The following is an 18,073-nucleotide window of genomic DNA, read 5'->3' as shown; positions in this document are numbered from 1 at the left end:
GGACCCCCCCTGCCACAGCAGCGGACGGACATCCCCAGGTAGATCGCGGTTTGTCGATTCGGCCTGCAACCGCATCGCCTCGCGCATAGCACGTTCTGCGTGGCGAGACCTCGCCATGCGCTCACGAGAACCAAGTGTCAGTTGCGGAATCCCTTGTGGCGGTGGGACTTCACCGCCAATCCAGAACACAGCCTGCAACGAGGTGAGCGACACTCCGGGCAGTACCTCCACCTCGCCGTAGGGCAGATCGGGATACAGCAGCATCGCCGGTGGAACATCAAGTGCCGCAGCCAAAATGAGCAATTCCGAGACATGTAGGACCGAGCCTCTATGTCCTGAGTCCAGTTTCGCGATCACGGTCGCCGGCACCCTCCGGCCCAGCTCGGCCGTGCGATCCGAAAGCCACTGCGCCGATCGGCCACCTCGAAGTCGCTTGACTTCTGCGCCTACGCGCCGAACCAGCTCACCATCCCATTCACTATTCGCCACACGCCAAGTGTGGACCAAATTCTTGCGCTCCGCTAGATTCGTATGTACTTTGGCGTACAGCGCAGAACTTCTATCCAACCTCTGCGTGACAGGAATATCGAGAGGAACTGCCATGCACGACTGGAAGCGAGTGAGCGAGCTACTTGGAGGGATCAGCCGGTCCACGATCTTCAATCTCTGGGCATCGGGCGAGCTCGGCTCGGTGACCATCGGGTCGCGCAGATTCAGCACCGACAAGCAGATTGCCGAGTACATCGAACGGCTTGAAGCTGGTGCTGCCTGAATGACTGCCACCGAGCCGACCCCAGCGCCTACGGGCGGGCAAGGACTCAACAATCTCGATCAGCGACCGCGGCGGAACCCAAAGCCCGGAAAGGGCGGGCCACGACCGATCAAGAATTCGCCGACCGAGATGGCAGTCAACGTCTGCAAGGACATTCAGGCCATCGCCGAGATCGCGACATCTGGCCTGATCCAACCCCAGGAGGTTCATCCCGAAGACAAACGCCGACTGATGTGTGAGACCTACGCGGCGCTCAACGCGCTCCGCAAATTCGTACACGCCATAGAGGATTCACAATGAACGACCAATATAACCGTCTTGATGCTCAGGCTGACACAGGCCTCGGCGCCGAGGAATTCGCCGGGCCCGCACGGTTCACACGGCCGGTGGAGCGAACCAGCCCCATCGTCGACTCGACGTTGCACCGCTGCTGTGGCGGCGTCGGCCGGCACACGCGGGACTGCGACGACATTCTCGATCCACGCGTGCGGCTGAGGATGCTCGACCGAGCTGCGGACCTGCTCGCAGACGTGCTCACCGAGATGCCCCAGCAGGACCCGTTTCGCGATCGCCTACGCGATCTCGCCTTCGCGGTGAAGGACGTCTGCGACGACATCGCGCACGAAAACGGCCCCGGATCGGCGGCAACCGATTCCGAGGCCAACGTTTCCCACCCATCCCATGAGAAGGAGAACCGATGACCAGCATAACGGCACAGCGATACTGCGCCTACACCTGGTGCTCAATCGCCGACCACCCAAACCACGACGAGCACTTCGATGACGTCTACGTTCACGCATCACAGAGCGGGCCATACCGAACGACACTCACAGTCGGTGCCGGAGTGATGCTCGTCGACGGCGACGATGCACCGTCGATTTATGTACACATCCAGGACGATGTCCGGATCGACGAGGACGCGTACATGACGGTCAACGAGGCCATGGACCTCGTCGATGCGCTGATCGGCGCAATCACCCACGCCCGGAGTGTGACCTCGTGACCGCGCCCAAGGACGAACTGCTCGGGTCGCTGCGTTCGCTAATGGGGGAGATTCCTGAATCGAGGCTGACCAACACCGACATCGCCTCGATCATCTCGGCACTTGCGCCAATCCACGATCGCATCGCAATTCCCGACCGGCCAGTGGCTCACCCGCGTGGCCTGCGACTCGTGACCGAGGCTGAGCAGTGACGGCCGCGATCGTCGTGTCGGCGGCAGTACTCGCCACGTCCTCGGTGTCGTTTCTGCTCGGCCGCGCCGAGGGTGCGCACATGCGGGACATGTTGTGGCGCAGGGTCATCGAGACCCTTGTCGACGAGGACTCGCGACGGTGAACTCTCAAGGGCTCGACTGGCTGGCGGTACGGGATTACATGTACCGCCGGCCGGTCGTGCCCACCTTGACCGGGATCGGCGCGCCTGTGGTGTTGCCGATCGCCGGGAGTCCGGAGTGGGCGGCGCTCAACGACACCGACTCGAGAAAGTTGGCGGCTCTCGTCATTGCCGGTTCTCGGTGGGTTCTAGAACGGGAACTTGACGAAATCCATTGTCAGCGAAGCGCTCTCAAACAGGCAGCGGCCGGCGTGTCCGAGGCTCGGGACTGGGCCGCTGTCGCCAGACGGGTCCGTGACCGCGACGAGGCCATCCGATCCGGCGCATACATTCCACGAAAGGTGTCCTGATGACGGAGGGTAGGCCCGCTGACTCGCGGGTGTTCACCTGGACCAGCGGATCGGAGGTGCAACCGGTGCGCGTCGACTGGTGGGAGACACACCTGATTCCTCGCGGGGTGCTGACTGTCCCTGCGGGGCGTGGCAATGCGGGGAAGTCGACGGCGTGTGCGGCGTGGGCCGCCGAGGCCACCAGACGGGGTGAGACCGTCGCTTGGTTGCACTCCGAGGAGGACCGGGCCATGCACATCACACCAAAGCTGCTCGCCGCCGGCGCGGATCTCGACCTGATCAAGTTCCTCGACGTCGGGGTGCTGATGGAGGACGGCACGATCTCCGAGGCGTCGCTACAGCTTCCGCGGGACATCGACCGGCTTGAAGAAGGTCTTGTCGACATGGGGTGTTGCTTCGTGGTCTTCGACGCCCTCACGTCGTTCAAGTCGTCGCGAATGAGCGCCAACTCTGGTGATGATGTGCGTGCGTTCCTCGAGCCTATCCAGCGGATGGCGGGTCGGCTGAACGCGGTGGTCCTCGGTATCGCCCACCTCGGCAAGGATGGTGAGCGCAAGGCTCGTGACGCGGTCAAGGGTGCATCGGAGTGGACAGACGTTCCCCGCCAGGTCCTCGCCTTCCACCGCGACGACGGCGAGACCGAGGGCGTCATCTCCGACGTGAAGGGCAACCTGTCGCCATCCCCCCGATCGATCGGCTACCGATTCGAGAATGTCGCCCTACCCGAGCACGGGATCGACGAGGTCGGCCGGATCGTGTTCACCGGCGACGTCGACACCACCGTCGATGACGCGCGCCGAGCATCGACGCCGGATGATGATGGCGACGATCGCCGCGCCGCCCTGCGGTGGGTCGAGGACTACCTCGGCGAGAACGGCGAGACCGACGCCGCGGTCGTCAAGAAGGCCTGCGCGAAAGAACTGTGCATCAGTGTCCGCACGGTCGAGCGCGGAACTCGCCTCAATGGCTCGCGCGTCGTTTCGGAGGCCCGGGGATTCCCACGGAAGGCGTATTGGCGCCTCGTTGACGTCATCGACGGCGAGGTCGTCAGTGGCGACACGGGCGGTTCGAGTGACAGTGACGACAGCCCCGTGTCCACTGACCTTGTCGCTACTGACGCTGCTGTCGCTACTGAGCCTGACCAGGCAAAACGTGATGTCGCTACTGCTGTCGCTACTGACGAGAATCGCAGTAGCGACAAGCCTGAGAACAGTGTCGTCATTGGCGACGATGCATCCGCCACATGTCCACACTGCGCTGACCCGCTGGTGTTCGACGACGACCGCCGCGACGGCTACCACACGAGCATCGCGGCGTGCGTGCGAGCGCACAAGAAGGCCGATCTTCACGTTGTCTCCGACAACCCGAAACCGAACAGGAAGACGTTGATGAACACACCATGCAGCGGTTGCTTTGTGAGCGGCGTGCCACTCGATGCCGACGGTCTGTGCGAGAACTGCGGCGATCCAGCGGCACAACGTCGCCTCGTCGCCGACCTCGTTCGACAAGGCAAGCTGACCGTGCCACCGAAGACGAGCAAGGGCCAGTCGGCATGACCGAGCAGCTCTACGCCCACTACTTCGTCCGCAATGCCCGCGAGATAGCGCCGGAAAGCACCACAGCGCACGAGGTGTACGTCCGGGTGCTCGACCTCGCCGCCGACCATCACGCGCGGGTCCTCTGCGACGCCAGGGTCACTCACGCTGACGCGGTTGGGGATCACTTCGACTTCCTGTGTCTCGTGCGTGAGTCCGACCGACTGCCTCATATCCAGACGCAGAACCACGTCACATGGTCATCTACACCGCCGAGGGATGCCTGATGCAGAACCCCGAGACGGTCGCCCTTCGGCACGGATTGCGTGCGGTCTACGTGCAGCGTCAACGGCCACTCCCAGCGCGACCGGCACCACCCCGGTGCGGTGCCCCCACCAAAGCGGGAACCCCCTGTCGCAACCCAGTCGCCTCGGAGGGCGACCTGTGGTGACGAGATGGTCACCACCCCGGCCCTCCTGAGACCCCGAGGTCACCACCCCGTGCCGGTGGTCACCATCCCTGGGCTCGTCGCAGGATCTCCGCGCAGAGACTCGGGATGGACCCGACCCCGGCGCGGCCGGTCAACCCCCTGGCAGTGCGGGAGGGCAGGTACCGCCCCTCCGAGGCCGCCGGGACGGAGAGCCCAGCAGGGTCGGGGAGGGCACCATCTCTCAGCCATTGCCGCCAGGGACTCCATCGGCAGTGGCCGAAATCGCGCGGAGGGCCAGGAATTACACATGTTTCATCGCGGGAGGGCCGGGGGACGGTCCGACCTCTACGCGAAAACGGCCGATGACCGCTTGCAAGGCCGACGCGCACGACAAGTGCGCCCAACACCAAAAAAGGTCGCCCCACCAGGGGGACTCTCCGACCATCCAACCGAAAGGAGGGCCATCGTGCCCGAGGTAGTTCCGGAGCCGCCCCGGCCTCTCGACTCCGACGCACGGGTCGTCTGGGATCGCGTCGTGGCGAAACTGTTCGCCCAGGGGCGCGTCGGCGCCGTCGACCTCGAAATGGTCTGCCGGTACTGCGAGACCGACGTCTTGTATCGCGAGGTGCTCGCTGATGTTCGGCGCAACGGCGTGCTCATCGCCGGCCGCAACTCCGGCGAGTCGGTGCGCAACCCGGCGCTCATCGCGGTGCGCCAACTGCTCGACTCGCTCAACGCGATGGCCAAGGCGATCCCACTGACCCCTCCGGAGATCACCGAGGGCCACGCAGACGTGGACGGTCTGCTCGACGCTCTGGGACTCGGCGATGGCTGAGAAGTGGAACGCCGAGCGAGCCTCGGAGATCGCCGCGTGGACACGCCAGCAATGGCCGTCAGCCTCAGCCCGCGCGGTCCACCGTTACGCCCAGATCGGCTGCGCTTTGGAGCGGGTACGCGCGCAGTGGCGAGAGGACCCGACGCCGAAGGCCGAGCGTGACTTCGCGGCACTTCGGGATGCGCTGGCCGTCGTCGCAACCGAGGTGGGGGTCGATCCGGCCGACCCCCTACCGACGCTGGATCACGGCTTCCTGCCAGGTGATCTATCCCGCCTCATTGACGGTCCGGACGGGCTATCACTGAAGGATCAAATATGGACCAGTGTGCTCGGCCGCAATCTCGGCGAGCGCACCGACTACAAGAGAAGGTCAGCACAATGAACCAAGAACTCACCGACGCCATCAACGCAGTGAAGCGCTCGAGGCAACTTGTCCCAGGTTACGACCGAGAAGTAACAGCGAAAACCCTGCTTGAACTCGCGAAGGCCTCGGACGACACCAACGCCGACTTCGTTGTGGAATTCGCCGAGGCCGCAGTAGCAGCTGCCCATGACGGGCCCGGAACACATCCGCGACTGTTCGCAGCATGGGAGAGGCTGATTCAGCTCGAAGAAGGCTTGGGCGAGATCAACGATCTGACCGGTGGCTGACTGTCGCACCTATGTGCGATACTCAGGGTGAGTAGTCGGTGTCCCGTGATCGTCCCGCTCGCCGTCCACCGTGGCATGGCGCTTCGGCCCCCAGCCGGACGGACGAGCCGCTCTGATCGCCGCACGCTGACGCTCACCCGGACGCCGATGGTTGCGGCGACCAACGCGACCATCGGTGTCGCTCTTTCGCCTGGTCGGGCGATCCCCTCATTTTCTCGTGCCCTTGTTGGGCCGAATCCTCTTGACCTGAAAGGGATTTCCCATGACGAACACCCCTACCCTCGATGACCTCCGCAACGTCGACGCTGCACTCGGAGGTTGCGTCACCGAGGCGCAGCGCAGAGCCAAGGTCGGTGAGGCCGGCCGGATCGCCGACGCGCTCATCAAGACCGTCGAGACCACCAAGTCGTGGCGACCGGAGCAGAAGGCCGCCAAGCTCGACGAGATCGGCTCCCTCCTGGCCGACGTCGAGGCCAAGGCCGCCGGGCCGACCCGCGACCCGAGGTACGTCGCACTTCTCGGGGGCACCACCGAGAACCTCGACGGGCCGCCGGACGCCGCAGGCACCACCACGAAGTCGACCCATCGGGGTGTGGCGGGCGGATCGCTGATCGGTTCGCCCGCGGCCGTGACCGAGGTCGGCTGGAAGGGATTCCTCGGAGCTGCGACCTCGGGGCAGTCCGCGCGCATCGACTCGATGAACAAGGCCCACGCCGCGGCGATCCGCACCAAGGGCGCCTTCGACGGTGCCACCTCCGGGTCCGGTGTGACCTCGGGGGCGATCCTGCCGACCGTGTTCCCGCCGTTGGCCCAACCGCTCGAAGAGACCCGAGTCTCGAGTCTCTTCCCGCAGCAGGCCATCTCGACCCCGACCTGGGAGTACGTCCGCCACAACACGAGCACCGGCGGGCCCGGGGTGACCGCTGAGATGGCAACCAAGCCGGTCGTCACGTTCGGCAACGACGTTGTCGTCGGCAAGGTCTCGAAAATCGCCGCGCAGTACACCTACAGCTACGAGCTCGCGCGCGACTACGAGACCTTTGTGCAGCAGATGATCCCTGCCGAGTTGTCGCGGCTCATGGTCGACGCCGAGAGCCGGTTCCTGCTCAACTCCGCGCCCGAGGACGAGCCCGCGGCCACCACCGCGGCCACCGGCCTGCTCGCCGCTGCGGGCCTGACCTACGCGGTGCCCAGCTCGGACACCGCTGCCGGATCGCCCGGTCTTCGTGCTCTCAATCACAGCGTCGCGATGCTGCGGACCGGGTCCTCGTTCGCCCACGCCGACACGATGATCTGCTCGCCAAACACCTACGCCGCACTGCGAGGCGCCTCTGACACCCTCGGCCGGTTCCTGCTCGCCGAGCCCGCCAGTGACGGGGAGATCCCCCAGATTTGGGGCCTACGGGTGTGCCAGACCACGATGATCGCCGACGGCACGATCCTGGTATGCGACTCCACCCAGTACGCCAGAGTTGTTGTGCGTGAGGGCTTCACGATGTTCACCTCGTCGCAGGGCGCCGAGCTGATGGGCACCAACAGCATCCTCACCGTCGTCGAGGAACGTATCGGCCTCGAGGTGCCTCGTCCGACGGCCGGCCTCGTGTTGACCGGGGTGGTCGGCTGATGTCCACCGCGATCCGCAAGACCGCACCGGCCACCGTCGGCGCGGACGAGGCCGGGGATCTCGACATCCTCGCCTCGACTCCGACGAAGGACCGCGACGGCGACACGTTGCTCCCTGCCGGGTGGAAAACCCCACTGCCCGAACGTATCCCGATCTCGGCCGATCACGACATGTCCTCGGCCGGGGTCATCGGGTCCGGGCGACCCTACCTCGACGCCGCGGGGAACCTGCGCATCGCCGGGACGTTCGCCAGCACTGACCGCGCCCAGCACGTGCGGTCGCTGGTCAAGGACGGGCACCTCTCCGGCGCGTCCGTGGAGTTCCTCGTCGACCCCGACACCGGGCAACGCGAACTCCTCGGCTGCGGAATCGTCTACACGCCAAGCAATCCCGATGCCCGGGTGCTCTCAGCCAAGACAATCACCGAGGTACTCACCGAGGTCTTCGCCAAGGCCGGCGCCCGCAACTCGGCATCCGATCAGGCGATGGTCCAGGCCGCGCACGATGCGGTGGTGATGGCCGGCGCGCAGTGCGTCCCGGACGACGAGGCCGCCCCCGACGACCAGGACGGCGAATCCGACGGCGCGAACAAGGCCACCGACGCCCTGGTCTCGGCCAAGGCCGCAGCACTACGAGCCCGCATCGCCGGGTTCTGACAGAACCTCCCGCGTCCGTGGATGCGCGGGAACGGCAGAGCCCCGGCACCGCTTCTCCTGGTGTCGGGGCTCTCGCGTGCCAGGAGTACGCGCCAGTGCGTACCCTCGGTGCCTCATGCGTGCCTCAACTCGGTACGACGCGGCCGAATCAAGATGGATTCACACGTACTGTCTGTGCAGGTCACTGTGTGTTGACGTATTCGCCAAGACCCCAGAAGATCACGCGGTGCCTTCTTAAAATCCGCCCAGTGTCGGTTCGAGTCCGACTGGGGGCACCACGGGGTGAGCCTTCTCCTCGGCCATGGGCGCCGGGCAAGCACTTCGCGCATGACACCCATGAAGCAGGCGACCCGATATCCGGGTTCCCGCCGCCACCGAGAAAACAGCCGAAACCGGATCCGCCGAAACGGCCATAACGCACTCCAGCAATATCCGCGAAAGCGACACACCCGTCCGGAGAATATCGGCCACCAAGAGGAATCAACGCGCTTGGCCGCCGCTACGTAGGGAAACAATATGGCGAATTCCGCAACAGGTTTACCGCCAGTGATCAATCGGCAAAAGCGACAAACCGATCCACAGCGATATCGCAGCAGAACTCTGGTCTGAGTTCTCCCGATATTCGGTACTGGTCTCAATAATTATGCGCTGGTGCGGCCCCTGGGTTGTGCGAGCGAAACGCCGGCAATCGATATCCCTCTCCACCAATAACCGAACACGCGGTTACCGGGAAACAACTTCCTCCCGGTAAGCGCGACGTTCACACCCGGCCGCTCAGTTGCCGCAGACCTTCATCCCATAGGCCTTCGCCAGTTGGTTGGCCTTGTCCAGCGATGGATTCTCGAACTGACCCGCTGGACTGCTGGCGACGGTGGATAGGCCCTGATCCAGGGCATTCCAGATGTCGTTGACGGCAGCCTGGTCCTCGGGCGGCGGCGTCAGGACGCGCAGCTTCTGGAGCTCGGTGCGATACGTGCTGAGAAAGAAATCCTTCTGCTGCTCGGCGCCCGACGGACCGGCCGGAATACTCGACGCGCTCTGCGACGCCTGGGAATTATCTGCTGCACAGACGGCGTCGGCGGCTTTGATGAAATCCCGTTTGGAAAGGGCCGCCGCAGCCACCGATGATGTCGCCGAACTGCTGTCGTCCGTCGACGACGAATCGGAATTCGTTCCGCATCCGGCAAATAAGACAGTGGCGGCCATCGTGGCGGTGACAGCAATGAGAGTGGAGCGGCGCATCGAACTTCTCCTCGTCGTAGACGGACACGAAAGTGTCCGATGAACAAATACCGCAGTCGTGTTGCCGCTGTCCACCGCTTCTGTATAAAGTCTGCTGACCCCGGATCGGCGATCACGAAATCATCTACATCCAGGGGAATCCGACATCGACGGACGGCCATATCCACCACAGTGCTCCGACACGGCCATATTCAAGGACCGACTAATTCATGAACGTCATCAACCCGGTGCAGAAGAACACGAAGGCCACGGTCAGCTTGGTGCTGGGGATCGTCTCGATCTTCTGTCTCGGCCTGATCGCAGGTATTCCGGCGATCATCGTCGGTCGTCAGGCGCAGGCCGAATCCCCCGTCGGACACGGCAAGGCCCGGGCCGGGGTCGTGCTGGGCTGGATCTCCATCGTGCTGAGCATCATCGGGGTGATCATCGCCGTCACGAGCCACTGAGTCACCAAGCCCCGTGGTCACCACACCCCGGGCCGATCTCGCCGCGCACTGCGCGGCGGGATCGGCTTTCCGGTGGACGAATGCCACCACGGTGGTCAAGGTGGGTGAATCATCCGCACCAGCAGAGGAGACCCGATGTCCACCGCCATCATGCCGAAATCACACGCCGCGGAATTGATCGTCGCCGAACGCATTCGACGAGGCCTGACCTGGGCCGACATCGCCGAGCACATCGACGCACCGCTGGTGTGGACGGTCGCGGCACTGCTGGGCCAACATCCGGTTCCCGCCGACAAGGCGATCACGCTGTCTGCCTTCTTGGGACTCGACGACAGGGTCGTGGAGAGTCTCGTGCGCCAACCGACCCGCACCGCCGACGATGCAGCCGCATCGGACCCGACGATCTACCGTTTCCACGAGGCGCTGGCCGTGTACGGTCCGGCGCTCAAGGAACTGATCCACGAAGAGTTCGGCGACGGCATCATGAGCGCCATCAACTTCAAGGTCGACTTCGCTCGCCGACCCGATCCCGACGGCGACCGCGTCGTGGTCACCTTCGACGGGAAGTTCCTCGACTACCGCTGGTAGCCGAACTCCGGGACCACTTGTCGCCGGTGCCGGCGTTCGGGTCACCGCCACCCCAGAATCGCCTACACCCGGCGGCGGCGTCAGCACCGGTACGGCTCAGGGGCCACGCCGGCGGATCGCGAAGCGACCACCAATCCCGTTCCGTCGCAGAATCGGAACCCCCGTCTGCACCGCGTACCCCACCACCACGATCAGGGCCAGGGCACACAGGAACATCGGTGGCGGATGTGCCAGCTCCCACGCGAAGACGACGGCGAACAGCGGCGCTCGTTGGGAGAAACCCAGAAACGCCGCGGCGGCGAGCAAAGAGACCGCGGCGGGATTGATGTCCCAGCCGGTCCAATGCTCGGCCAGGATCGCGACGGCCGCCCCGAATGCGGCGCCGGTGGCCAGTGCCGGCGTGATCAGGCCGCCGACCGCACCGGCACGCAGATGAATGGCGGTGAGGACGGGTTTGAGCAGCGCCACGGCCACCACCGTGAGCAGAGGCCCACCGCCGCCGAGTGATTCGGTGATGATGGACTTGCCGTTGCCGGGTAGTTCGGGAAACCACAGCGCGCTGATGCCGGTCAGCGCACCGGCACCGGTCAGCCCAGGAATCAACCACCATCCCGAGACCGGTTGTCGCTGAACATGACTCATCAGCCGCGAGAACGCCGCACCCAGGACCATGCTCGCCGCCACGGCGCCCGGTGCGACCACCGCGACCGCCGCGGTGAGATCGGCGCCGGGCCAGACGAATGTCGGCCGATCGCCGACGACCGGCCACGCCGCGACGACGGCCACCACCGACGTCAACGTCGCGGTGAGCACCTCGCGAGAGCGCCACGAACACAGCAGGAGCTGGACGGTGAACAATGCACCGGCCAACGGCACGTTGTACACCGCGCCGAGCCCGGCGCCGGCCGCCGACGCCAGCAACACCCGGATGTCCGATTCCGGCAACGGGATTCGGCGGAGTACGAGGTCTGCGGCGACGGCCGCGAACTCGCGGGCAGCTCCCTCTCGGCCCAGCGATGCCCCGGTCCCGACCAGCAGGATCTGCAGCGACGAGTCGGCCGCGCGAGGGGCTGTCGCCACCGGCTCCCCGCGCTCGATCGCGACGGTCAGTGGGATCAGTTGCCGACGACGTCGTAACCACCACCAGCCGGCACCGGCGAGTGCTCCCCCAACCACGGGTCCGGCCACGCGACGCCAGGCAGTCGCTGCGCTGATGCCGTCGAGCAGTGTGCCCGACCAGTATCCGAACGTCACATGCTGAATCGCCTTGAGCACCACGGCGGTGGCGCCACCGGCGAGACCGGCCAGCACACCCGCGGCGATCACGCCGAGCACGAACCAGCCGAACCTACGCATCACGCTGTCCATGATGCGGCAGTGTCACCCGGCGAGCCGGGATCGCGGTCGGCGAGGCACTCGCCAAGGGGTGTACTGACCCGCTGACCTGATGGCCAGTCGCGGAGTAGGATTGTCGACCAATCATTGTGACCCCGGACACAACGCGCCTACGTTGACGATCGGCATCGCCGATGAATGCCATTCTCTCCGCGAAGGACACCCCATGACCGACGTTGCACTTGCCCCACCCGATGTGAACACCACCGCCGATACCGCACCGCCGGCGCCCGTGGGCAATCCGGCGACCATCGGCGTCCCGACCTTCATCGTCGGATCGGTGGCACTCGGGATGGTGCTGATCGGATTCGTCCCGGCGACCGCAGTCGGCGCGTCGATTCCGATCATCCTGGCCGCCACCGGAATCGGACAACTCGTCGCCGCCGTGTGGGCATTGTCGCTCGCGCAGAACGCCGTGGCCGCGGTCTTCGGCATCTTCGCCGGATTCTGGCTCAGCTACGCAGCACTCGTGCTCGGTCTCGCCCACAACTGGTACGGCGTCGGAGCCGACAACGCCGTGGCCACGCAGGAGGTGTTCCTCACCTCGTGGGTGGTGGTGATCGTGATGCTGACCTTGGCCACCTTGCGCCTTCCGTTCGCGTTCACCCTGCTCTTCGTCCTCATCGACGTCGCACTGATTCTGGTCCTGGTGGCCACCGCGCAGGGCAGTAGCACCATTCAGACGGCCGCAGGTTGGGTGGTGTTCGCCTTCGCCGCGGTCGGCGCCTATCTGTTCTTCGACGCGATGTCGAGTTCCACCGGCGGCTCGGCGCTGCCACTGGGACGTCCACTGCTGTCGTGAGCTCTGGTGTCGTGACCCCTGCTGTCGTCGTCTCCTGTGCGCACGACCTCCGGCGTCGACGTCAGCGTCGGCGCCGTGGGGGCACCGCGTAGCAGTGAGGCGACGGCCGCACAGATCGACAACCCGATCGAGGCGACGAAGACGATGACGAGTCCGTCGTGGAACGGTCCGGACAACAGATCAGGGAAGAACTCGTGACCGGTGAGTGCCTGCTGCTGGGCCGTACTCAGGTGACCGAGCACTCCGGTGCCGGCGAGGAGATGTTCAATCGGATTGACGCCCAACAGCGCCGAGAACAGCGAAGCCACCGGAGGCAGATTGGCGACCTCACCGGCGACCCCGGCGGGCACACCCTGCTGCTGCAATCCCGCTGACATGGTCTCGGGCAGATGCGCGGCGAGGCCCACGATCATCAACGAGAAGAAGACACCGATCGACAGTGCGGTCCCGGAGTTCTGGAAGGTGGCCCGCATCCCGGACGCCACCCCTCGATACCGGGCGGGAACGCTTCCCATGATCGAGGAGGTGTTGGGTGCGGCGAACATGCCGGTGCCGATTCCGTTCAGCGCGATCAACAACGCAAACGCCCAGTACGGGAACACGATCGGCAGGAACAACAGGCCGACGAAACTCGATCCGAAGAGCACCATGCCGACCGTGGCGAAGCCGCGGGCACCGAACCGATCCGAAAGCGCACCGGTCAGCGGGCCGGCGACGAAGAACCCGCATGTCAACGGCAGCATGAAGATTCCCGCCCACAGCGGGGTGTCGGCGAAATCGTAGCCGTGCAGCGGCAACCAGATGCCCTGCAGCCAGATGATCAACACGAACTGGAGTCCGCCCTGCGCCAGCGACGCACACAGTGCCGCCAGGTTTCCGGCGGTGAAAGCCCGAATCCGGAAGAGCGTCAGCTCGATCATCGGTTCGGCCACCCGACTCTCGATGAGACCGAAGGCGATCAACGACACCACGCCCCCGACCAGCAGCGCCACCACGACCGGATTCTCCCAGCCCATGGTGTGATCGCCGTAGGGCTGCAGTCCGATGGTGATGGCGATGAGTATCGCCGAGAGACCGAACGCGAACGACCCGTTGCCCCACCAATCGATCCGCCCCGGATGGCGTTCGCCGTTGTCGCGGAGTTTCCGGTAGGCCCACACCGTGAAGAAGACGCCGACCGGGACATTCACCCAGAACACCGCCCGCCAATCCCATGCGGCCAGCAGACCACCGAGGACCAGTCCGCTCAACTGTCCGGCGAGCGCGGCAACCTGATTGAGCCCCAACGCGAATCCCCGGCGATCCGAGGCGAACGCGTCGGTGAGGATGGCAGCCGAATTGCCGGTGAGCATCGATCCGCCGAGCGCCTGCAGCAACCGCCACGCGATCAGCCAGATCGCCGCGCCGGACGCGTGAAAAGGGTCGAACGACAACAGGATCGACGCGACGGTGAAGACCGCGAATCCCGCGTTGTAGATCCGCACACGACCGAACATGTCGCCGAGCCGGCCCAGCGTGGTGACGGCCACCGCCTGCACCAACCGATAACCCATGATCATCCAGAGCAGGAAACCGATGTTCTGTGACGCCAACGGGTCCAGTCCGATACCGCGGAAAATGGCGGGCAACGAGATGATGACGATCGACCCGTCGAGCGCCGACATGAACACCGCGGCAGTCGTGTTCGACAGTGCCACCCACCGATAGCCGGGGTCGTCGGTGACCGTTTTCTCGTCCGTCGGCGCGCTCACAGGGCCTCGGCCACCCGGTCGAGCAGGGGCAAAGCGGCAGCGACGACTCGGATCTCGTCGGCGTCGAGGACCGAGGTCATGGCGGTCGCGATGGCCTGGGTGCGATGGTTGCGCCGATCACCGAGCACCGCACGGCCTTTGGCGGTCAGTCGCAGCACCGCACGCCGACCGTCGGCGGGGTCGGGAGCCTTGGCGACGAGTCCCCCGGAGAGCAACGACGAGATCGTGACCCCCATCGACTGCGGCGTGATCTGTTCGCGGCGGGCGAGTTCGGCTGCGGTGCTCTCACCGTCGCGGTCCAGTCGTGCCAGCACCGTCGTCTCCGGGACACTCGGATCGTCGGGATTGCGATGTGCCCGGAGCCGTCGCAACAGCACGCCGAGCGTGAGCCTCAGTCCCGCCGCGACGTCGAGGATGTCGTCATCGGTCATGATCGACAGCCTAGGCTTATCAGTTTTGGTTGATCAAATGTCTCGTACCGCGCAAACGGGGTATTTCCGACAGCATCCGCGATCGGCGCGTCGAAACCTTCAGTGCACCTGCTCCAGGAGCCGCAGCCATACCTCACTGACCGTCGGATACGACGGCACCGCATGCCAGAGCTGTTGCAGCCGAACCCTTCCCACGACGGCCACGGTTGCCGAGTGCAGTAGTTCGGCGACCTCGGGACCGACGAAGGTGACCCCGACGAGCAGATCGCGGGACCGGTCGATCACCAGTTGCGCATGACCGCGGTAATTGTCGCGTTCGAGCGATGATCCGGCGACCGCGATGTCGAGCGCCGAGATCTGCACATCGATGCCCGCCTCGCGCGCGGCGCGTTCGGTGAGTCCGACGCTGCCGACCTGCGGGCGGGTGAAGACCACCTGGGGCACGGCCCCGTGATCGGCCGAGGCGCGGTAACGGGGGTCGACGAGATCGGTGCCGTCGGCACGGGCCGCGATCACCTCACCGGCCACCCTGGCCTGGTACTTGCCCATGTGGGTCAAGGGCGCACGTGAATTCACGTCGCCGACCGCATAGAGCCATGAGTGCTCGCCGACGGTGAGATGGTCGTCGACGTCGAGCGGTTGGTGCGGATCAATGCCGAGGACCTCGAGACCGAGGTCGGTGGTCGCGGGTGTGCGACCGGCGGCAACGATGATCTCGTCCACCTCGATCTCGTCGGTCACCGCGCCGTCGCGCCCGGCGATGCGCACCCGGACCGGCCCACCGTGGCGCCGACCGTATCCGGTGTCACGGGCGTCGTCCCTATCCACCTCGGCGAGCGTGGCGCGCAAGCGCACGTCGACGCCGCGCTCGGACAGTGCGTCAGCAACCCGTTGTCCGGCAAAGGGTTCGGCATTCGCCAGGAGGCGATCACCCCGGACCAGCAGGGTGACCGCGGCGCCGAGATCGGTGAGCCAGGTCGCCGCCTCGCACGCCACCACGCCGCCGCCGAGGATCGCCACCCGGCGCGGTACGTCGAGCATGTTGGTGGCGTCGCGGGAAGTCCAGGGCAGCGCGGCGGCCAGGCCCGGGATCGGCGGGATGGTGGCGGTACTGCCGGTCGCCAGGACCACCGCCCGGCGTGCGCGCAACCGCCGGGTGCCCTCGGCGCCGCTCACCTCGACCTCCCGATCCCCGACCAGCCGCGCGTGTCCACGGATGACGTCGATGCCGGCCGACCGCGCCCACTGCACCTGAGAGGCGTCGTCGCGGTGGGAGGTGAAGTCGTCACGCCAGGCGAACAGCGCGCCGCGGTCCGGGCTCATCGACGCCAGCGACGGACGAGCACCGGGAAGACCGGCAGCCCCGTCCAAGGCGGCACCCGCCCCGAGCAACGCCTTACTGGGCATACATGCCCAGTACGAGCACTCCCCGCCGACGAGTTCGTGGTCGATGATCGCGGCGGTGCGGTCGCTTCCGCGGATCGCGTAATCGGCCGCGTTTTCCCCGGCCGGTCCGCCGCCGATCACCAGGACGTCGTAGGTCGCTGTCGTGGACATCCCTCCACCGTAGGCGCGTCGGGATGCGGGATTCGACAACTCCGGCAATCCCGGCGACGCGCATCCCCGAACCCCTCGACGGGCTAGGGTGCTGAGGGGATTCGCGGGCATCACAGCCGATTCACCCACCGTTCGCGTGGGTCGGATACTGTCCGCGGGTCACAGCGGGGCGCACCCTGCCCCGTGGGGAGTTCGCGACGAGGAGATGTGAGTTCATCGATGTTTGCAGGACTGGGTCGACGTGAATTCCTGAGACGGGTCGCCGCGACCGGCGGCGGCGCACTGCTCACCTCGTGGGCCGCACCGATCATCGACAAGGCCTATGCATCGGCCGATCCCGGCGGGACCGGATCACTCGCCGACATCGAGCACATCGTGCTCTTCATGCAGGAGAACCGCTCGTTCGATCACTACTTCGGAACCTATTCCGGCGTACGGGGTTTCGGTGAAGCATCCCCGGCCTGGAAGCAGTACGGCTGGGCGCCGGGCAAAGGTCCGACGCCCAGCGGCTACACCATGCCGTTCCGGCTCGACACCACCGCGGGGGCCAACCTCGACGGCGAGTGCATCAACGACCCCGACCATTCGTGGGCCGGCCTGCACCAGGCCTGGAACGGCGGCCGCAACGACGGCTGGCTCCCGATGTCGATCAAGTCGGTCGGCCCCGACAACGCCCCGGCGTTGATGGGCTATTACGAGCGTGAGGACATCCCGGTCCACCGCTCGCTCGCCGAGGCCTTCACCCTGTGCGACGGCTACCACTGCTCGGTACTCGGACCCACCGACCCCAACCGCCTGTACTGGATGAGCGCAACCCTCGACCCGGAGGGCCGCCACGGTGGGCCGCTCCTCGAAACCCCCACGCTCATCCCCAAATTCGTCTATTCGTGGCGCACCATGCCGGAGAACCTCCAAGAGGCCGGGGTGAGCTGGAAGATCTACAACAACAAGGACTTCGGGCCGGTCTCGTCGGTGATCCTCGACGGCATGATGGGCTGCTTCAAGCAGGCCCAGGACCCGAATTCCGAACTCGCCAAGCGCGGTATCGCCCCCACCTACCCCAACGACTTCGCCGCAGACGTCAAGGCCAACCGCCTGCCGAAGGTCTCCTGGGTGATCCCACCGGCGATGGAATGCGAGCATCCGGCATTGCCCGCCGCCCTCGGCGCCGTCGGCATCGTGCAACTCCTCGACATCCTCACGTCCAATCCGGCGGTGTGGGAAAAGACCGCCCTGATCATCAGTTACGACGAGAACGGCGGCTTCTTCGATCACGTCACCCCGCCGACGGCACCTCCGGGTACCGCCGGCGAGTACGTGAGCGTCGGCGATCTCAACCGGTTCCCGGCAGCCAAGGGCATCCGCGGCCCCATCGGCCTCGGCTATCGCGTGCCCTGCTTCGTGATCTCGCCCTACAGCCGTGGCGGACTCGTGGCCTCGGAGACCTTCGACCACACCTCGCAGCTGAGGCTGATCGAGAAGCGGTTCGGCGTCGACGTGCCCAACCTGACGGCGTGGCGCCGTGCGACCGTCGGCGACATGACCTCGGCCTTTGACTTCGGCAGTCGGCCGAATTCCGCGCGGCCGCACTTCGGCGACCCCAATCCCGACGCCCAGAACGCACTGCTGCAATGCGGTCCCAACATCGCGGCGGGGACCGCCGGGCACGGCCGG

General features: G+C 65.8%; 23 protein-coding genes and 1 pseudogene. 18 read left to right on the top strand and 6 right to left on the bottom strand.

What is annotated here, in order from left to right:
- Positions 1-357: pseudogene (locus B1964_RS30720) on the bottom strand (hypothetical protein); the annotation flags it as partial.
- 244 nt (positions 358-601) lie between these two features.
- Here B1964_RS30720 and B1964_RS30465 point away from each other — a divergent pair.
- From B1964_RS30465 to B1964_RS15440, 14 genes are all read left to right on the top strand, one after another.
- Positions 602-772: a hypothetical protein gene (locus B1964_RS30465; protein ID WP_172398855.1), complete on the top strand. Its 171-nt coding sequence runs from the start codon at positions 602-604 to the stop codon at positions 770-772.
- Positions 773-1,072, top strand: a complete 300-nt coding sequence (locus B1964_RS30040; protein ID WP_139765748.1) for a hypothetical protein — start codon at positions 773-775, stop codon at positions 1,070-1,072.
- Entirely contained in the window at positions 1,069-1,473 is a 405-nt protein-coding gene (locus B1964_RS15485) for a hypothetical protein (protein WP_079930397.1), read from the top strand. Before B1964_RS30040 ends, B1964_RS15485 begins: the two co-directional genes overlap by 4 nt.
- Positions 1,470-1,775: a hypothetical protein gene (locus B1964_RS30035; RefSeq protein WP_139765747.1), complete on the top strand. Its 306-nt coding sequence runs from the start codon at positions 1,470-1,472 to the stop codon at positions 1,773-1,775. Before B1964_RS15485 ends, B1964_RS30035 begins: the two co-directional genes overlap by 4 nt.
- Positions 1,772-1,966: a hypothetical protein gene (locus B1964_RS15480; protein WP_079930396.1), complete on the top strand. Its 195-nt coding sequence runs from the start codon at positions 1,772-1,774 to the stop codon at positions 1,964-1,966. The genes B1964_RS30035 and B1964_RS15480 overlap by 4 nt, the downstream gene beginning before the upstream one ends.
- Positions 1,963-2,109: a hypothetical protein gene (locus tag B1964_RS30460; protein ID WP_172398854.1), complete on the top strand. Its 147-nt coding sequence runs from the start codon at positions 1,963-1,965 to the stop codon at positions 2,107-2,109. The genes B1964_RS15480 and B1964_RS30460 overlap by 4 nt, the downstream gene beginning before the upstream one ends.
- A 38-nt stretch (positions 2,110-2,147) precedes the next feature.
- A complete protein-coding gene (locus B1964_RS31565; protein WP_079930400.1) occupies positions 2,148-2,456 on the top strand; it encodes a DUF2742 domain-containing protein in 309 nt (102 codons plus the stop codon).
- A complete protein-coding gene (locus B1964_RS15470) occupies positions 2,456-4,012 on the top strand; it encodes an AAA family ATPase (RefSeq protein ID WP_079930395.1) in 1,557 nt (518 codons plus the stop codon). The genes B1964_RS31565 and B1964_RS15470 overlap by 1 nt, the downstream gene beginning before the upstream one ends.
- Positions 4,009-4,278: a hypothetical protein gene (locus B1964_RS15465; protein ID WP_079930394.1), complete on the top strand. Its 270-nt coding sequence runs from the start codon at positions 4,009-4,011 to the stop codon at positions 4,276-4,278. Before B1964_RS15470 ends, B1964_RS15465 begins: the two co-directional genes overlap by 4 nt.
- Positions 4,279-4,887: 609 nt before the next feature.
- A complete protein-coding gene (locus tag B1964_RS30455; protein WP_172398853.1) occupies positions 4,888-5,256 on the top strand; it encodes a phage terminase small subunit P27 family in 369 nt (122 codons plus the stop codon).
- The gene (locus tag B1964_RS15455) at positions 5,249-5,638 is read left to right on the top strand and encodes a hypothetical protein (protein ID WP_079930392.1); all 390 of its coding nucleotides are present in this window, start codon (positions 5,249-5,251) and stop codon (positions 5,636-5,638) included. Before B1964_RS30455 ends, B1964_RS15455 begins: the two co-directional genes overlap by 8 nt.
- A complete protein-coding gene (locus B1964_RS15450) occupies positions 5,635-5,907 on the top strand; it encodes a hypothetical protein (protein ID WP_079930391.1) in 273 nt (90 codons plus the stop codon). The genes B1964_RS15455 and B1964_RS15450 overlap by 4 nt, the downstream gene beginning before the upstream one ends.
- Before the next feature lie 262 nt (positions 5,908-6,169).
- A complete protein-coding gene (locus tag B1964_RS15445; protein ID WP_079930390.1) occupies positions 6,170-7,531 on the top strand; it encodes a phage major capsid protein in 1,362 nt (453 codons plus the stop codon).
- Positions 7,531-8,187: a hypothetical protein gene (locus B1964_RS15440; RefSeq protein WP_079930389.1), complete on the top strand. Its 657-nt coding sequence runs from the start codon at positions 7,531-7,533 to the stop codon at positions 8,185-8,187. Before B1964_RS15445 ends, B1964_RS15440 begins: the two co-directional genes overlap by 1 nt.
- Before the next feature lie 774 nt (positions 8,188-8,961).
- Here the strand turns inward: B1964_RS15440 and B1964_RS15435 are convergent.
- On the bottom strand, positions 8,962-9,429 hold the full coding sequence (locus B1964_RS15435; protein WP_253194015.1) for a hypothetical protein: 468 nt from the start codon (positions 9,427-9,429) through the stop codon (positions 8,962-8,964).
- Positions 9,430-9,638: 209 nt separating this feature from the next.
- Here B1964_RS15435 and B1964_RS15425 point away from each other — a divergent pair, with 209 nt between their 5' ends.
- Positions 9,639-9,875: a DUF4190 domain-containing protein gene (locus B1964_RS15425; protein WP_079930387.1), complete on the top strand. Its 237-nt coding sequence runs from the start codon at positions 9,639-9,641 to the stop codon at positions 9,873-9,875.
- Positions 9,876-10,010: 135 nt separating this feature from the next.
- Positions 10,011-10,463, top strand: a complete 453-nt coding sequence (gene cynS / locus B1964_RS15420; RefSeq protein ID WP_079930386.1) for a cyanase — start codon at positions 10,011-10,013, stop codon at positions 10,461-10,463.
- Positions 10,464-10,559: 96 nt separating this feature from the next.
- On the opposite strand, the gene B1964_RS15415 is transcribed toward cynS, so the two are convergent.
- On the bottom strand, positions 10,560-11,831 hold the full coding sequence (locus B1964_RS15415; RefSeq protein ID WP_079930385.1) for a chloride channel protein: 1,272 nt from the start codon (positions 11,829-11,831) through the stop codon (positions 10,560-10,562).
- A gap of 193 nt (positions 11,832-12,024) precedes the next feature.
- Between B1964_RS15415 and B1964_RS15410 the strand changes: the two genes are divergently transcribed.
- The gene (locus tag B1964_RS15410) at positions 12,025-12,660 is read left to right on the top strand and encodes a GPR1/FUN34/YaaH family transporter (protein ID WP_079930384.1); all 636 of its coding nucleotides are present in this window, start codon (positions 12,025-12,027) and stop codon (positions 12,658-12,660) included.
- On the opposite strand, the gene B1964_RS15405 is transcribed toward B1964_RS15410, so the two are convergent.
- From B1964_RS15405 to B1964_RS15395, 3 genes are all read right to left on the bottom strand, one after another.
- Positions 12,585-14,411: an MFS transporter gene (locus B1964_RS15405; protein ID WP_020171800.1), complete on the bottom strand. Its 1,827-nt coding sequence runs from the start codon at positions 14,409-14,411 to the stop codon at positions 12,585-12,587. The genes B1964_RS15410 and B1964_RS15405 overlap by 76 nt on opposite strands.
- Complete coding sequence (locus tag B1964_RS15400) at positions 14,408-14,842, bottom strand: MarR family winged helix-turn-helix transcriptional regulator (RefSeq protein WP_006373008.1); 435 nt, start codon at positions 14,840-14,842, stop codon at positions 14,408-14,410. The genes B1964_RS15405 and B1964_RS15400 overlap by 4 nt, the downstream gene beginning before the upstream one ends.
- Positions 14,843-14,941: 99 nt before the next feature.
- Positions 14,942-16,399 carry an NAD(P)/FAD-dependent oxidoreductase gene (locus B1964_RS15395; protein ID WP_006373009.1) on the bottom strand — a complete coding sequence of 486 codons (1,458 nt, stop codon included), beginning with the start codon at positions 16,397-16,399 and terminating at the stop codon, positions 14,942-14,944.
- A 207-nt stretch (positions 16,400-16,606) separates the two neighbouring features.
- On the opposite strand from B1964_RS15395, the gene B1964_RS15390 reads away from it, so the two are divergent.
- A partial coding sequence (locus B1964_RS15390) for a phospholipase C (protein ID WP_079930398.1) occupies positions 16,607-18,073 on the top strand: 1,467 nt, incomplete at its 3' end.

The organism is Gordonia sp. i37, from assembly GCF_002043085.1.
Lineage (GTDB): Bacteria > Actinomycetota > Actinomycetes > Mycobacteriales > Mycobacteriaceae > Gordonia > Gordonia polyisoprenivorans.
Note: the sequence above shows the minus strand (reverse complement) of the source record. Positions and strands in the feature narration are given on the sequence as shown.

Coding starts and splice junctions, on each gene's coding strand:
- B1964_RS30465 (WP_172398855.1), top strand. CDS start 602: ATGCACGACTGGAAGCGAGTGAGCGAGCTACTTGGAGGGATCAGCCGG.
- B1964_RS30040 (WP_139765748.1), top strand. CDS start 773: ATGACTGCCACCGAGCCGACCCCAGCGCCTACGGGCGGGCAAGGACTC.
- B1964_RS15485 (WP_079930397.1), top strand. CDS start 1,069: ATGAACGACCAATATAACCGTCTTGATGCTCAGGCTGACACAGGCCTC.
- B1964_RS30035 (WP_139765747.1), top strand. CDS start 1,470: ATGACCAGCATAACGGCACAGCGATACTGCGCCTACACCTGGTGCTCA.
- B1964_RS31565 (WP_079930400.1), top strand. CDS start 2,148: ATGTACCGCCGGCCGGTCGTGCCCACCTTGACCGGGATCGGCGCGCCT.
- B1964_RS15470 (WP_079930395.1), top strand. CDS start 2,456: ATGACGGAGGGTAGGCCCGCTGACTCGCGGGTGTTCACCTGGACCAGC.
- B1964_RS15465 (WP_079930394.1), top strand. CDS start 4,009: ATGACCGAGCAGCTCTACGCCCACTACTTCGTCCGCAATGCCCGCGAG.
- B1964_RS15455 (WP_079930392.1), top strand. CDS start 5,249: ATGGCTGAGAAGTGGAACGCCGAGCGAGCCTCGGAGATCGCCGCGTGG.
- B1964_RS15450 (WP_079930391.1), top strand. CDS start 5,635: ATGAACCAAGAACTCACCGACGCCATCAACGCAGTGAAGCGCTCGAGG.
- B1964_RS15445 (WP_079930390.1), top strand. CDS start 6,170: ATGACGAACACCCCTACCCTCGATGACCTCCGCAACGTCGACGCTGCA.
- B1964_RS15440 (WP_079930389.1), top strand. CDS start 7,531: ATGTCCACCGCGATCCGCAAGACCGCACCGGCCACCGTCGGCGCGGAC.
- B1964_RS15435 (WP_253194015.1), bottom strand. CDS start 9,429: ATGCGCCGCTCCACTCTCATTGCTGTCACCGCCACGATGGCCGCCACT.
- B1964_RS15425 (WP_079930387.1), top strand. CDS start 9,639: ATGAACGTCATCAACCCGGTGCAGAAGAACACGAAGGCCACGGTCAGC.
- cynS (WP_079930386.1), top strand. CDS start 10,011: ATGTCCACCGCCATCATGCCGAAATCACACGCCGCGGAATTGATCGTC.
- B1964_RS15415 (WP_079930385.1), bottom strand. CDS start 11,831: ATGGACAGCGTGATGCGTAGGTTCGGCTGGTTCGTGCTCGGCGTGATC.
- B1964_RS15410 (WP_079930384.1), top strand. CDS start 12,025: ATGACCGACGTTGCACTTGCCCCACCCGATGTGAACACCACCGCCGAT.
- B1964_RS15400 (WP_006373008.1), bottom strand. CDS start 14,842: ATGACCGATGACGACATCCTCGACGTCGCGGCGGGACTGAGGCTCACG.
- B1964_RS15395 (WP_006373009.1), bottom strand. CDS start 16,399: ATGTCCACGACAGCGACCTACGACGTCCTGGTGATCGGCGGCGGACCG.